General features: G+C 44.6%; 13 protein-coding genes. 5 read left to right on the plus strand and 8 right to left on the minus strand.

Annotation, left to right across the window (positions count from 1 at the left end):
• Positions 1-165: 165 nt before the first annotated feature.
• The 3 genes from BMW45_RS09015 to BMW45_RS09025 all read right to left on the minus strand — a co-directional run bounded on the left by BMW45_RS09015 (position 166) and on the right by BMW45_RS09025 (position 4067).
• Positions 166-843: a YkvA family protein gene (locus BMW45_RS09015; protein WP_330390779.1), complete on the minus strand. Its 678-nt coding sequence runs from the start codon at positions 841-843 to the stop codon at positions 166-168.
• 75 nt (positions 844-918) lie between these two features.
• Positions 919-3342 (minus strand): HAD-IC family P-type ATPase, encoded by a 2424-nt coding sequence (locus tag BMW45_RS09020; RefSeq protein ID WP_166433308.1) that lies wholly within the window; start codon positions 3340-3342, stop codon positions 919-921.
• Between the two features lie 194 nt (positions 3343-3536).
• Positions 3537-4067 carry a GNAT family N-acetyltransferase gene (locus BMW45_RS09025; protein WP_092242469.1) on the minus strand — a complete coding sequence of 177 codons (531 nt, stop codon included), beginning with the start codon at positions 4065-4067 and terminating at the stop codon, positions 3537-3539.
• Between the two features lie 274 nt (positions 4068-4341).
• Here BMW45_RS09025 and BMW45_RS09030 point away from each other — a divergent pair, with 274 nt between their 5' ends.
• Entirely contained in the window at positions 4342-5502 is a 1161-nt protein-coding gene (locus tag BMW45_RS09030; protein ID WP_092242472.1) for a tyrosine-protein phosphatase, read from the plus strand.
• 160 nt (positions 5503-5662) lie between these two features.
• On the opposite strand, the gene BMW45_RS28400 is transcribed toward BMW45_RS09030, so the two are convergent.
• The 5 genes from BMW45_RS28400 to BMW45_RS09050 are packed head-to-tail and all read right to left on the minus strand — an operon-like array spanning position 5663 to position 9993.
• Entirely contained in the window at positions 5663-6760 is a 1098-nt protein-coding gene (locus BMW45_RS28400; protein WP_242882966.1) for an ABC transporter substrate-binding protein, read from the minus strand.
• Positions 6761-6775: 15 nt separating this feature from the next.
• Positions 6776-7561: an ABC transporter permease gene (locus tag BMW45_RS28405; RefSeq protein WP_242882968.1), complete on the minus strand. Its 786-nt coding sequence runs from the start codon at positions 7559-7561 to the stop codon at positions 6776-6778.
• Positions 7561-8373, minus strand: coding sequence for an ABC transporter permease (locus BMW45_RS09040; RefSeq protein ID WP_029701251.1), 813 nt, complete (start codon positions 8371-8373; stop codon positions 7561-7563). Before BMW45_RS09040 ends, BMW45_RS28405 begins: the two co-directional genes overlap by 1 nt.
• Positions 8366-9442 (minus strand): spermidine/putrescine ABC transporter ATP-binding protein, encoded by a 1077-nt coding sequence (potA, locus tag BMW45_RS09045; RefSeq protein ID WP_092242475.1) that lies wholly within the window; start codon positions 9440-9442, stop codon positions 8366-8368. Before potA ends, BMW45_RS09040 begins: the two co-directional genes overlap by 8 nt.
• A gap of 17 nt (positions 9443-9459) precedes the next feature.
• A complete protein-coding gene (locus tag BMW45_RS09050; protein WP_092242480.1) occupies positions 9460-9993 on the minus strand; it encodes a helix-turn-helix domain-containing protein in 534 nt (177 codons plus the stop codon).
• A 315-nt stretch (positions 9994-10308) separates the two neighbouring features.
• On the opposite strand from BMW45_RS09050, the gene BMW45_RS09055 reads away from it, so the two are divergent.
• From BMW45_RS09055 to BMW45_RS09070, 4 genes are all read left to right on the plus strand, one after another.
• Complete coding sequence (locus BMW45_RS09055) at positions 10309-11364, plus strand: lactonase family protein (RefSeq protein ID WP_092242482.1); 1056 nt, start codon at positions 10309-10311, stop codon at positions 11362-11364.
• 156 nt (positions 11365-11520) lie between these two features.
• Positions 11521-12654: a chorismate synthase gene (aroC, locus tag BMW45_RS09060; RefSeq protein WP_092242485.1), complete on the plus strand. Its 1134-nt coding sequence runs from the start codon at positions 11521-11523 to the stop codon at positions 12652-12654.
• 114 nt (positions 12655-12768) lie between these two features.
• Positions 12769-13215 carry a ribose 5-phosphate isomerase B gene (gene rpiB / locus BMW45_RS09065; RefSeq protein ID WP_025230152.1) on the plus strand — a complete coding sequence of 149 codons (447 nt, stop codon included), beginning with the start codon at positions 12769-12771 and terminating at the stop codon, positions 13213-13215.
• 25 nt (positions 13216-13240) lie between these two features.
• Positions 13241-14104: an NAD(P)-dependent oxidoreductase gene (locus BMW45_RS09070; RefSeq protein ID WP_092242487.1), complete on the plus strand. Its 864-nt coding sequence runs from the start codon at positions 13241-13243 to the stop codon at positions 14102-14104.
• Positions 14105-14138: the final 34 nt, after the last annotated feature.

Below are 14138 nucleotides of genomic sequence, written 5' to 3' on the forward strand. Positions count from 1 at the left end.
CTTTATTCCGCAACATTGTTACTGGCAGCCTAAAATGATTTATTAAATAGCAACAGCTGTTGCAATTACAGCACGTGATGTTGCAAATCCGGAACATATGCATCGTCAAAGTTTGTTAAGAATCAATAAAAAAGGCCGGTATAAAATACCGGCCAAACGGAACTATTATAAGGTTATATGGAACTCATTTAAAAGGCGGCTTACAGTCAGGGAAACCGCGATTGCATCATCTAAATAACCAATCGGAAAAACATAATCAGGGATCACATCAGGAGTAAGGATTAAGTATAATAATGCACTGCCAATAATTGGGTGAATACAGGGATCAATATCAGCGGAGCAAAACAATTCATAAAGCCTTTTTAATTGTTCAATAATAATACCCTCTCCATTCAACTCCTTAATCTTAGAATTAAAGCCAGAATGTATCAACTCTTTTCCGGCTTCTGTCTTTGCGTACTGCTCATATTTCTTTAATTCTTTTTGCATATCAACAATAACATCATCCAATTCAATGCTATATGATTGAAGAATATCCTGAATGATTTTAATGATAAATTCTGAATTTGGAGAAATATTACTGCCTACTTTAACGCCCACAGCCCGTAATAACTGTTCAATAGGCACATCTAAATACTTGGAAAATTGCTGCAGGTGATGCATGTTTGCAGCTTGTTTTCCGCTTATTATTCTTGATATACTCGACGCAGAAATTCCGCTTAGTGCACTTAATTTCCGTAAAGAGAGGGACTGTTTTGCAGCTGCTGCATTTACGATGGCTCCTAATTGTGATGTGCCTTCGTCTGGTACTCCATTTAAATCCAGATATTCTTTGATACATATCCCTCCTCTTTTATTTCATATTATATCTATATTCACGGAGAGATCGATTAATGGCTATTAATAAGATTTAATATCTTATTCACGGACACTCCGCTTCAGCCAACCGGCAGTTTTTAAGATATGAAATGCCTCAACCGCCTTACGGCAGATATTACCCAGAAAGCTATGAACATGATAGCTGAAATACACAAGCGGCATATAAAAAAATACGTTCCGGCTGAATAAACTGGATAACATAAATAAATTGCCTAATAGCGCGAAGCATAGGACAAAGCTGCAAACCAGTCCAATCAACAGCCATCGAATGCGCTGCGTATATGGTTTTGCCAACTTTGCCAGCTGGTAAAAGCCCATTATCCCTATTAGGAAGACGACCATGGTTGAAGATTCCGTTGTGGGGATATGAAAGAGAATGCTCGCTAATTGTATATAAAGTGAATTAAAAACAACTGTTATTGCAGCAGGAATTGTGTGCTCTAAAATATTAGTAAGCAGCTTTCCTTCTGGTCTGGAGTAATTTGCCTGCAGCGCCAAAAAGAATGACGGAATGCCAATCGTAAGTTCATTAATCGGCATCATTTGCAGCGGTGCTATCGGATAGGGATATGGGATAAAAATATAAATCAGGGTAAGCAGCACAGAGTAGACGGTCTTTAAAAGAAAAATCGCTGCCACTTTTTCTATGTTGTTGATCACCCTTCGACCTTCCTTTAAAACGTCAATCATGACACTGAAATCGTCAGTTATTAATACGAAATCAGAGGCGGAGCGGGCAGCATCGCTGCCGCCGACCATTGCAACGCTGCAATCGGCTTCGCGCATTGCCAGAATATCGTTTACGCCGTCTCCGGTCATACATGCGGTATGGCCATTTTTTTTAAGGCCACGGATTAACTCCCGCTTTTGCTGCGGTGTTACATGACCGAATATGGTATATTCTTCTACGATAGCTGCGTAATCAGCTTCACGTTCCACTTGGCTCATATCAATGCTTTTTTCTGACCCTGAGATTCCAGCCTTCTCTGCAACTGCTTGGACAGTGCGGGGATTATCTCCGGAAATTACTTTTAAAATCACGCCTTCCTGTGAGAAATACCGAAAGGTCTCATTGGCATTCTCCCGAAGATGATCAGAAAGAATCAAAAGAGCATGGCAGCTTAGTTCCTCTGGAAGCTTCTCTTTCGTGATAGATAGAGGAGAGTGTGCAAGGCACAGTACTCTGAACCCCAAGGCGGCCTTTGTATTGGCCTGTTCTAAAAAATCTTTATTACTGCCCTTAAATACGATATTTGGCGCTCCAATGATATAACTGCCCTTTTCTTTAAAAGTAGCACCGCTCCACTTGCGCTCTGAGGAGAAAGGTAAAATGATGTCGGAAACCCAATTTTCAGTTTTCCCAAATACTTTGGTCAATGCTGCGGCTGTTGCATTTTTGTCTTCCAAAGTCCCCATTAGTTCAGAAACGGCTAATCCTGCCTCTTTTTCAGAAACATCGGAATATGGTTCCAGCCTCTCAAACTGCAGTGATCCGTCTGTTATGGTTCCTGTTTTATCCAAACACAGCACATCCGTACGGGCTAAAGTTTCTATACTGTATAATTCCTGGACTAACGCCTTTCTTTTTGCCAGTTTAAGCGCACCAACAGTCATAGTGACACCGGTTAATAAGATCAGTCCTGCCGGTATCATGCCCAATACAGATGCTGACGAGCCAAGAACGGCAGTCTCCAGCGAATCTCCAAACAGAAAGTATTTCATATAGAATAAGGTGGTGCCAAGCGGCAGTATCACAATGGTCAAAATCAAGATAATGCGGTTTAATGTACGCAGAAGTGGAGGGACCTGCTTTTTACTTTTTTTGGCTTCCACAGTCAGAGAGTGGGCATAACTATCTTCCCCTATGGCAGTTATTTGGGCATAGCCATGTCCACTTGCCACATAACTGCCGGATAGAAGAGTATCGCCCTTTGATTTTTGAATTCGATCCGTCTCTCCGGTCAGAAGGGATTCATCTACTTCAAGCCGCTCCGAAGAAACAACCACGGCATCTGCACATACCTGGTTACCGATAGCCAGTATCACAATATCGTCGAGTACAATCTCATCTTGTGCTACTGTATATTCAGCCCCATCCCGGATTACGGTTACATGTGCCTTGGCTAATACAGATAGTTTATCTAATCCTCGTTTTGCCCTCAATTCTTGAAAAATACCCATACACGTATTGCTTATGGCGATTCCAAGAAAAAGTATGTTTTCCGGATGTCCGACAATTACAAGAATCACCGCCAGGAAAACATTGATGAAGTTGAACAGTGTAAAAATGTTCTTAGATATAATACTGGAGATTGTCGGGGTCAGACCCGTTCTTTGTATATTCACAGCCCCTGCATCGATACGATTGCGGACTTGTTCTGCAGTTAGTCCTGTACTGATATCAGGATTGCATCGCTTTAAAGATTTATTTATTATTAACCCTTTGCCTTTTCTGTCTTTCATAAGATGATCACCATTATAATTCCTATATAATTCCGTCGTTAACTGGTCCATAAGTCTTCCAAATAGGTTTCCCGTTTTTTCTGCGTGTTAAACAAACGATCCTATATAGATGTATATTACAGTTATTGTCAGGTCAATCAAAAAGCCGGCTGAATTCTATCATTCAGCCGGCATAGACAGCTCTGAAACTAATATCACTGACACCATTCTGTCCACAATATAGCGTATTCGAATGTATCCAGCCATACCGGTTCCCCGTTGCTGTTGGTTTTAAAATATATGTTTTGTAAAAGATGTCCTTCCCGTCTCATATGTAAACGTTCAAGCAGCCTCCAGGAATGGTCATTCTTTGGGTTACACATGGCTATAATACGCCTTGCCCCTAACTGTGTAAAGGCATGGTCAAGGAGAGCCTTAGCGCTCTCTGTGGCATAGCCCTGGCCCTGGTACTTTCTGTTAAACACATATCCCAATTCCCATGTATTAAAATCCTCTTTGCCCAGATACAGGTTCCCTATTAATTTTTCGGTTCCTTTCAGGCAGACCGCATAGAAAGATTCATCATTTGATCTTCTGATTACTTCTTTTTTTGCCTGGGCTTCTGAGTAAATATCATATGGTTCGAAGGCTACGGTTTCCTTGTCAGATAAGTACTCATACATATCCTGCCAATCGCTTGGCTGAAACTTCCTGATAATCAGTCTGTCTGTAACGATGTTTTCCAATTTGCCTCCCCTTTCTTTCTCTAAAATCAGCTATTATATATATTAATTATTATAGCATATCCGCAAATATATATGAAGATTTTCAACATGAATGGAAGGCATAGTTGTCCTTACCTTTCCCGTTGTACGGGTAGCCGGGCACCACATTTATTAGGGGTTACATACCGGCAAAAACAACGGGAAAACAGTTGCTCAATTATACTTAACATCATGCTTGTTCTGTGGTATTCTTGATGTATGAGGTTTACAAAATATAATACATGGAGGCGTTTTAATGAAAAGGAGAAGATGTGTTTCGATTGGCTTATTTATTGCTGTATTTTTAAGTGGTGCTAAGCCTGTTTACACCATGGCTTTTGAAAATGCAAGTGTAATACAAGAGTCGCAAAACCAGTTGTCCGTTAAGGTTTCGAAAGTGCATGAAAAGTATGGCAATGTTTATATTGGTATTAAAAACCCCGATTTTCTGAAATTATTCCAGTATGGTGACATCGTGGCTGTGACAATTGGAGGACAGTTCTTAGAGGTTCCGGTATGTTCTTCCTATAGTGATGTGGACAGTAAGAAAGTCGTAATCGTTGCATCGTCAGCGGAGGATAAAGCGAATGAGGATATCATCTTGGCAATAAATCTCGGTAGCTTTGCAGATACATACGGGACGGCTGTTAATGATAATGTAACGATCACCCTTTCAAAAAAGGGAGGATACTTAGATGAATACGAAATTCGTCAACTGAAACGTACGAACAACAGAGAGGACTATAGCAGTGATGAGGTATTTGCCAATTTCCGTGAAGTAACTTATGGCAGTATAGCTCCAGGTAGGCTATACAGGTCATCCAACCCGATCAATCCGGAAATTGGAAGAAATCAATACGCTATGCGGCTTACGGAGGCGGCGGGAGTTAAGGTTATATTTAATCTTTCAGAAACAGCCGAGGAGGTCACGGCTCATTTGGGAGCCGATACCAACGGTAATCTTGTATATTACAAGGGACTGAATGATATCGGTAATGTGTACGCGATGGGTATGGGACTTGATTCACAATCAGAAGATTTCAAACAGAAACTTGCAGTTATTTTGAGAGAAATGAGCGAAAAAAAAGGTCCTTACCTTATCCATTGCGTAGAGGGAAAAGACAGGACCGGTTTCGTTGCCGCATTGCTTGAATCCCTAATGGGCGCGAAATATTGGGAGATTAAAGATGACTATATGGACAGTTTCGTTAATTTCTTTCATGTGCCTGTCGCACCCGGTCAATATGACCGGATTGGGAACAATAACATCCTGGAGAGTATGAGACAGATGGCTGGTATTCCCAAGGGAGGCAGTCTTAAAGTGGTAGATTTGTCCAAAGCAGCAGAGAATTATATCAAGTCAATCGGTTTAACCGACGATGAAATAGAACAAATAAAAGTCAATCTTTCTAACTGAGTCAGACGAGCAGACAGGTTTAAATGAGAGCAAAAAAGGCAGGTGAATAAAGGGTATCGTACATGTCTCTCTGAGACACCCTTTAAGCATCTGCCTTTTTTGTTAATTTATAATCATGCGGTAATATGATGTCTCGAGCCCTTTAATGCTTGAGACCATTTTAATTGGATTTTACTTCTTTCCAGGCTTCATTGTAACGGGAATCCACTTCATCCCCAAGATACTTATACACTTCACTGTTCTTCAAAGAGTCCACGTCCGGGAAAACGGCTTTGTTGTTCTGCAGTTCAGGATCAAGTAAATCAAAGGCACCCTTATTTGGAGTAGGATAGGTGATGTATTCAAAATTCTTTTTGGCAATTTCAGGACGGCAGAGGAAGTCGATCCATTTCTCTGCGTTTTCCTTGTTAGGTGCATTGGCAGGAATGACCCAGGAATCCAGCCAAAGGTTGGTTCCTTCCTCAGGGATCACGTATTCTAAGGAGTAGTCGAGACCAAGGTCCTTTACTTCATTCTGGATGTAAAGCATTTCGCCGGAATAGATGACGCCTACTGCAGCCTCGCCGCCGATCATCTTATCCCTGACCTGGTCGATGACATATGCCTGAACCAGAGGTTTTTGCTTTATCAGCAGTTCCTTTGCTTCCTTGATTTCTTCCTCATTGGTGGTGTTAGAAGAGTAGCCGAGGGATTTTAATGCCACCATAAAGGCATCCCGGACGCTGTCCTGCATGAGGATGTTGTCTTTAAATTTAACATCCCAAAGGTCAGACCATTTGGTTGGAACGTCTTTCGGGTCCACCATGCTTGTGTTGTAAAGAATTCCTACGGTTCCCCAGCAGTACGGAACGGAGTATTTATTTTCCGGGTCAAAGCTCTTTGACATCTCCTGGTATCTGGGGTCAATCTCCTTTACATTTGGAACATTGTCAAAATTGATTTCAGCCAGAAGATTGTTTTCGATCATTTTCTGGATCATATAATCGGAAGGGCATACCGCGTCATATTTTACGCCTCCTGCCTCGATGACAGGATACATCTCTTCATTGGTTTCAAACATGTCATAAACGACCTTAATACCGGTTTCTTTTTCAAATTCCTGGATAACGGATTCGTCAATGTACTCCCCCCAGTTGTAAACGTAAACCTCTCCGGCGCTTCCAGACTTGGGGGCGGATTTTCCGCAGCCGCTTAAAACGGAGAGGGTAAGAGCACACAGGGAGCCGACTGCCATGATCTTAGATAAAGTTTTTTTCATGTGAATATTCTCCTATTATTTTTTTCGCTTTGGTGCAAAGTTGGTGATGAGCAACAGCACCAGCACCGTGATAAAGATGATACTTGACAGCGCGTACATGGAGGGCTTGATCCCCCGGCGCACCTCGCTGTAAATTAGGGTAGAAAGAGTATTGATGCCGGCTCCCCTTGTAAAGTGTGTGATGATAAAATCATCTAAGGACATGGTGAATGCAAGGAGAAAACCGGAAAGTACACCCGGAAGGATATCCGGGAACACCACTTTGAAAAATGCGGAGACCGATGTGGCTCCCAGATCCAAGGCGGCTTCATAAGTGCTTTTATCTGTTTGCTTTAACTTTGGCATGACGCTTAAAATGACATACGGGATGTTAAAGGTAATATGTGAAATTAAAATGGTTTTAAAGCCCAGGGAAATCCCAAAGGCGATAAATGCCAGCATAAGGGAGATTCCTGTAACAATATCCGCGTTCAGCATGGGGATGTTGGTAACGCCCATGAGAAGGGAGCGGGGGACCCGCTTCATGCCGTTAATGGCAATTGCCGCAGCGGTGCCGATAATGACCGCTATCAGAGAAGACAGGAATGCGATCAGCAGCGTATTGTAAAGGGCTGTCATAATGGTACTGCTTGAGAACAGCTCTGTATACCATCTGGTGGTAAAGCCGCCCCACTGGGTACGGGATTTGGAGCTGTTAAAGGACAGTACTGCCATGGTGGCAATAGGGGCATATAAAAACACCAGAATGATCACCAGGTAAAAATCCTGGATCATTCGTTTAATAAAAGTCTTTCCGTTCATCAGAATGCCGTTCCCTCCCCGTTCTTATCATATTTGGCAATAAGCGCCATGCTGATCAGAATGAAAATCATCAAAACCAGGGAAAGGCCGGAGCCTAAATTCCAGTTGCTTCCCCTGGTAAACTCCTGCTCGATCACATTTCCAATCAGAAGGATCTTGCTTCCCCCCAAAAGGTTTGAGATAACAAATGTGGTAAGAGCCGGTACGAATACCATGGTGATCCCGCTTACAATGCCGGGGATGCTTAAGGGAAAAAGGATCCGGAACAAAATCTGAACCGTGTTGGCCCCCAAGTCTCTGGCAGCGTTTATCACATTGTCATCAATTTTCATCAGTACGTTGTAAATCGGAAGAACCATAAACGGCAGAAAGTTGTAAACCATGCCGAGGATAATGGCTCCCGATGTATTGATCAGATTCTGGTTCGGCAGGTGGAGTGCGGTCAGAACGCCGTTTATAACACCGTTCTTTTCCAGTAATGTCTGCCATGCCAGGGTCCGGAGAAGAAAATTCATCCACATGGGTAGGATGAAGATAAAAACAATAAAGCTTCCCTGACCCATCCCTCTGGAACGCAGAACCATGGCCAGAGGATAAGCTAGGATCAGACAGAGGACTGTGCTGATAAAGGAAAGTCCCAGAGAAAGCCAAAGGGCCTTTGCATGTTCTGCCGATGTTACGGAGAGGACATTTGCCAGGGTAAAGGCCCCGGACCGGTCCGTGAGCCCGTAATACACAATCAGCGCCAGCGGAATCAGGATGAAGCCGATCATCCACATGATGTATGGGCCGGATAATAATTTTTTATTCATTGATTCCCACGGCCTCCTCATCCTCAGAAGCCGGCTTGTTCATGATCTGAATGTCGAATGGGTTCACGTGAATGCCCACCTCCTGTCCGACCGGGAACATATCCGTGCTGTGTACCAGCCATTCAAAGCCGTCGGGAGTGGTCACTTCCATCTCATAGTGGACGCCCTTGAAAATTAAATGGGTGACAATGCCTGTGAGGATCCCTTCCTCAGGAGCTACCAGGTCGATATCCTCCGGACGGATCACCACGTCAACCGGCTTATGGGATCCAAAGCCCTTATCCACACAGACAAATTTGGCATTAAAAATTTCCACCAGTTCATCCCGGACCATAATTCCGGGCACTATGTTGCTTTCTCCAATAAAGTCGGCCACAAAGGCATTTTCCGGCTCATTGTAGATGTTTTCCGGGGAGCCCATTTGCTGGATATAACCCTGGTTCATGACAACGATGGTATCAGACATGGTCAGGGCTTCCTCCTGGTCATGGGTAACATAGATAAAGGTGATGCCCAGCTCATTTTTCAGACGAATCAGCTCATACTGCATATCCTGGCGGAGCTTTAAGTCCAAAGCTCCCAAAGGCTCGTCAAGGAGAAGGACCCTTGGTTCGTTTACGATTGCCCTGGCGATGGCGATCCGCTGCTGCTGGCCGCCGCTTAAGGAGCTTACCGTGCGGTTTTCAAAGCCGTCTAAGTTGACCAGCTTTAAGGCATATTTAATCTTATCCTTTATATAGGCTTTCGGTTTATTTTTGATTTTCAGGCCAAAGGCGATATTTTCTGAAATGGACATGTGGTTAAACAAAGCGTATTTCTGGAATACAGTATTCAGCTGCCGCTTGTTGGGAGGCAGGCTGGTGATGTCCTGTCCGTCAAAAATTACCTGCCCTTTGTCAGGGCTTTCAAAGCCGCCGATGATCCGAAGGGTTGTAGTCTTGCCGCATCCGCTGGGTCCTAGCAGGGTAACAAATGCGTTCTCTTTTACCGAGAGGTTTAAATCATCCAGTACCATGGTACCGTCAAAGCTTTTTGTAATATTCCTTAAATCAATTAATGGCTGACCCATCTCCCTTTATCCTCCTGTTAAAAGCTTGGCGGGGAGCTTACCCATATGAGAGTAGCGCCGGCCTTGCTGCTTAAGTAATGTTTTTTGTCTGATACAAAGTAAAAGGATTCCCCTTTTTTAGCTTTATATGTTTTGTTTCCTATATGGATGGAAATATTACCCTGCAGTACATAGCCGAATTCCTCTCCCTCATGAGGATTGTCAGGATAAGTTTCTCCGCCGGCTTCCAGGGTGAGAAGGATCGGCTCCATCATGTTTTTCTGCGCATTGGGAATGATCCATTTGATTTCATTCTTAAGCTCTGCATCGTGTTTCTCAAAGTAATCAGATTTTCCGAAAACGATCTGTTCTTCCGGGCTCTCATTGAAGAACTCGCCGACAGAGGTTCCAAGGCATTGTAAAATATCCAAAAGGGTAGCAATGGAGGGGGACGTCAAATCCCTTTCCAGCTGGGATATGAACCCCTTTGACAGCTCTGCGCGGTCAGCCAGTTCTTCCTGCGTAAGCCCCTTTAAGACCCGAAGCTCTTTTAGTTTTGTACCGATATCCATATGCTCCTCCTTTATGTTTATGTTAAGCTGAAAGTTTACCTATACTAACTGACGATAAATATAACTAAAAAGTTTAGTAATGATAAACAAGCAGCAAAATACATTATACTGTTTTTTCATTGTATGTCAATAGTTTTTAAGGAACTTTTTCCTTAACAAACTATGAAATTTATGATATGATAGTTTTAGTTTGTACAACGAAGTTCGATTCGCCAAACAGCGCGTCGAACGGCCGATTTTCTGGATTCAGGCAGCGCATAAATTTGCCTTTATTCAGAGGATCATGCCAAGGAAGATTTCAGGAGGATATGTGTGATGAAGGGCAAGTATATGGCTTATGTAGGTTCTTATTCCTACAACGGACAGGCAAAGGGGATTACTGTATACGATGTTGATGTGGAAGAGGGCCGTTTTATTCCAAGATGCGAGGTGGAAGTTGATAATTCTTCCTATGTAATTGCTTCTAATGATGGGAAGACGCTGTACTCCATCGCGGATGAAGGAATCGTATCCTTCCGCATTCATGAGAATGGGGCGATAACAAGACTTAATTCAGCGAATATTAAGGGAATGAGAGGCTGCCATCTGTCTACCGATGCAGAGGACAGGTATATCTTTGTATCTGGATACCATGATGGAAAGTCCACGGTGCTTCGGCTGAATAAGGATGGCTCCGTAGGTGAGATCGTAACCGGAGTGTACCATAAGGGCCTTGGCAGTGTGGCAGAAAGAAACTTCCGTCCCCACGTGAGCTGTTCCAGAAGAACTCCTGACGGAAAATTTATCATGGTGGCTGATCTGGGAATAGATCAGGTTAAGATTTACCGTTTTAATGAGAACGATGAAGAAATGCTACTGGTGGATGTCCTGCACTGCGATCTGGAATCCGCTCCCAAATGCTTTCGTTTCAGTTCTGACGGAAGATTTTTCTATCTTATTTCAGAGTTAAAGAATGTGATCGATGTGTTCACCTATGAAACAGGAGAACGGCAGCCAAAGATTGAGAAGATCCAGACGGTTTTCACTGCCGGACCAAAGCAGAGCCAGCTTACTGCGGCATGCTCCATGCGCATATCCAATGATGAAAGACATTTATTCTGCGGCAACGCGGGGGACAATTCTGTTACGGTTTATGAACGGGACAAGGAAACAGGGCTTTTAGAAGCCTTATGCTGTCTTCCCATAAGCGGCAGCTTTCCCAAGGATATCTGCGTTTTTCCGGATGATAAGCATATCGCTTCCATCAACCATGAGACCGGCAGTATCACATTTTTCACGGTTGATTATAAGAAAGGGCTTCTTGTCATGAACGGTAAGGAACTGAAGGTCAATGAACCAAACAGCTGCGTGATCGTAAAAGTAGACAATTAAAACACCTTGAAGGCATACCTTAGCCCCCATAAAGCGGGTGGAATCTGCACGGAAAGCACAGGCAGGAAAGAGGCATGGCAATTGAGAGGAAACACCTTATAGGCATACCTCTATGCCCGGAAAACATGGGCAGGGAAGAGGAAAGGAGAGACATACATGGCAGGATCAACACTGGGGACAATATGGAAGGTAACAACCTGGGGGGAATCTCATGGAAAGGCCATCGGCGTTGTGCTAGATGGCTGTCCGGCAGGTCTTAAACTGGAGGAGGCGGATATCCAGGAATACTTGGACCGGAGAAAACCGGGGCAGAGCAAATTCACCACAAAGCGCCAGGAGGCCGATCAAGTGGAGATCCTGTCCGGAGTTTTTGAGGGAAAGACAACGGGAACTCCTATTTCCATGGTGATCTGGAATACAGACCAGCGCTCCAGGGATTACGGAAAATTAATGGAGGTTTACCGTCCGGGCCATGCAGATTTTTCCTTTGATGAAAAATACGGAATCAGGGATTACCGGGGAGGCGGCCGTTCCTCCGGAAGGGAGACCATTGGAAGGGTGGCGGCCGGTGCTGTTGCTGCCTGCTTTTTAAAGAGTCTTGGAATTACTGTGACCGCTTATACCAGATCCGTCGGGCCTTATGAGGTAAAGGCAGAGCAGTTCAGTATAAAGGAGCGGGATAATAACCAACTTTTCATGCCTGATAAGGAAACAGCGGCTCTTGCCTGCGAATACTTAGAAGAGATGATGGGAAAGCTGGACTCTGTGGGAGGCGTGGTGGAATGCGTCATTGACGGTGTTCCGGCCGGAATCGGCGATCCGGTATTTGAAAAGTATGATGCGGCTCTTGCAAAGGCGGTCATGTCCATCGGAGCAGTCAAGGGCTTTGAGATCGGAGACGGCTTTGGGGCTGCACGCGCCCTGGGATCCCAGAATAACGATGGATTTTGTAAGGGACTTAATAAGGGAGTGGAGAAGATCACCAACCATGCAGGGGGAATTCTTGGAGGGATCAGCGATGGTTCCCAGGTGGTTCTCCGTGCTGCATTTAAGCCTACACCGTCTGTGGCACAGTCCCAGAAAACCGTGACGCGACTGGGTGAGGAAACAGAGATCCAAATCAAGGGGCGCCATGACCCTATCGTTGTTCCTCGCGCAGTGGTAGTAGTGGAGGCCATGGCAGCACTTACCACGGCAGACTTACTGCTTGCCAACATGGCATCCAGAATGGACAGGATCCTTACCTTTTATGGCCGGCAGACTGCAGGAGAAGGAAGCTTAGAAACTTGATAAAATCCGGCATTTATGATATGTTAAATGCCGGATATATTTTACACGGGCAATGAGCCGGACGAACATGTCTGTATGTTCAGCCGGCAATGACAGAATGACAGGAGAATGATGATGAAGATTGCAATGGGAAATGACCATACGGCCATAGAAATGAAAAATTACATCAAGGAATTTGTAGAGAGCAAGGGATATGAAGTGATCGACTTTGGAACCAATTCCACAGAAAGCTGCGATTATCCGGAATATGGAGAAAAGGTTGGACGCGCGGTTGCAGACGGAGAGGCTGATCTGGGAATCGCTATCTGCGGAACAGGAGTGGGAATCTCCCTTGCCTGCAACAAGGTCAGGGGAATCCGGGCCTGTGTCTGCAGCGAACCTTATACTGCAAAGCTTTCCAGAATGCACAACGATTCCAATGTGCTCTGCTTTGGAGCCCGTGTCATTGGCCAGGAAATGGCAAAGATGATCACAGAAGAATGGCTGGATGCAAAGTATGAGGGCGGAAGACACCAGCGCCGTGTGGATATGGTAATGGATATCGAAAAAAGAAACGAATAAAATGTATTGAGAAGGGGGAAAACATATGAAAAAAATTGGATTTATCGGAATTGGTATTATGGGAAAGTCCATGGTACGCAATCTGATGAAGGCTGGATATGAGGTGGCGGTGTATTCAAGAACCAAAAGCAAGGCAGAAGATATCCTTTCTGAAGGTGCCATATGGTGCGAAGATGTGAAGGCCTGCTCCAAAGGAAGAGATGGGGTCATCACAATCGTTGGATATCCGCAGGATGTGGAAGAGGTCTATTTCGGGGAAAATGGGATTATCGCTAACGCAGACAAGGGAACCTGCTTGATTGACATGACCACTACCAGTCCCAAGCTTGCGGTGCGGATTTATGACGAAGCAAAACAGGCAGATCTAAAAGCCCTGGATGCCCCGGTGACAGGAGGAGATACTGGCGCAAGGGAAGGAACCCTTACCATACTGGCAGGAGGAGACAGAGACACTTATGACCGCTGCCTCCCTGTTTTTGAGGCAATGGGAAAGGCCATCCGGTATGAAGGAAAGGCCGGAAACGGACAGCACACCAAAATGTGCAACCAGATCGCCATTGCAGGAGCCCTCTCAGGCGTCTGTGAGGCAATGGTTTATGCAAAGGCCAATGGTCTTGACGTAGATACCATGGTGGATTCCATCGCTACCGGTGCGGCAGGAAGCGCCCAGTTAAATGCAATGGCTCCCAGGATCCTTTCCGGAGACTTTGCACCAGGATTCTTTATCAAGCATTTTATTAAAGACATGAAACTTGCGGCCGAAGAGGCGGAGGGTGCAGGTATCCGGCTTGGAGTGCTTGACCACGTGCTTTCCATGTATGAATCCATGGCTGCTTCTGGTCATGAAGAGGAAGGAACACAGGCTCTGGTCAAATATTACCAGTGGTAAAAAATATAAAAGCGCAGGCGGGGTAGCAGCTCCA

This window comes from Lacrimispora sphenoides, from assembly GCF_900105215.1.
GTDB classification, from domain to species: domain Bacteria; phylum Bacillota; class Clostridia; order Lachnospirales; family Lachnospiraceae; genus Lacrimispora; species Lacrimispora sphenoides_A.

Coding starts and splice junctions, on each gene's coding strand:
- BMW45_RS09020 (WP_166433308.1), bottom strand. CDS start 3,342: ATGAAAGACAGAAAAGGCAAAGGGTTAATAATAAATAAATCTTTAAAG.
- BMW45_RS09030 (WP_092242472.1), top strand. CDS start 4,342: ATGAAAAGGAGAAGATGTGTTTCGATTGGCTTATTTATTGCTGTATTT.
- BMW45_RS28400 (WP_242882966.1), bottom strand. CDS start 6,760: ATGAAAAAAACTTTATCTAAGATCATGGCAGTCGGCTCCCTGTGTGCT.
- BMW45_RS28405 (WP_242882968.1), bottom strand. CDS start 7,561: ATGAACGGAAAGACTTTTATTAAACGAATGATCCAGGATTTTTACCTG.
- BMW45_RS09040 (WP_029701251.1), bottom strand. CDS start 8,373: ATGAATAAAAAATTATTATCCGGCCCATACATCATGTGGATGATCGGC.
- potA (WP_092242475.1), bottom strand. CDS start 9,442: ATGGGTCAGCCATTAATTGATTTAAGGAATATTACAAAAAGCTTTGAC.
- BMW45_RS09050 (WP_092242480.1), bottom strand. CDS start 9,993: ATGGATATCGGTACAAAACTAAAAGAGCTTCGGGTCTTAAAGGGGCTT.
- BMW45_RS09055 (WP_092242482.1), top strand. CDS start 10,309: ATGAAGGGCAAGTATATGGCTTATGTAGGTTCTTATTCCTACAACGGA.
- aroC (WP_092242485.1), top strand. CDS start 11,521: ATGGCAGGATCAACACTGGGGACAATATGGAAGGTAACAACCTGGGGG.
- rpiB (WP_025230152.1), top strand. CDS start 12,769: ATGAAGATTGCAATGGGAAATGACCATACGGCCATAGAAATGAAAAAT.
- BMW45_RS09070 (WP_092242487.1), top strand. CDS start 13,241: ATGAAAAAAATTGGATTTATCGGAATTGGTATTATGGGAAAGTCCATG.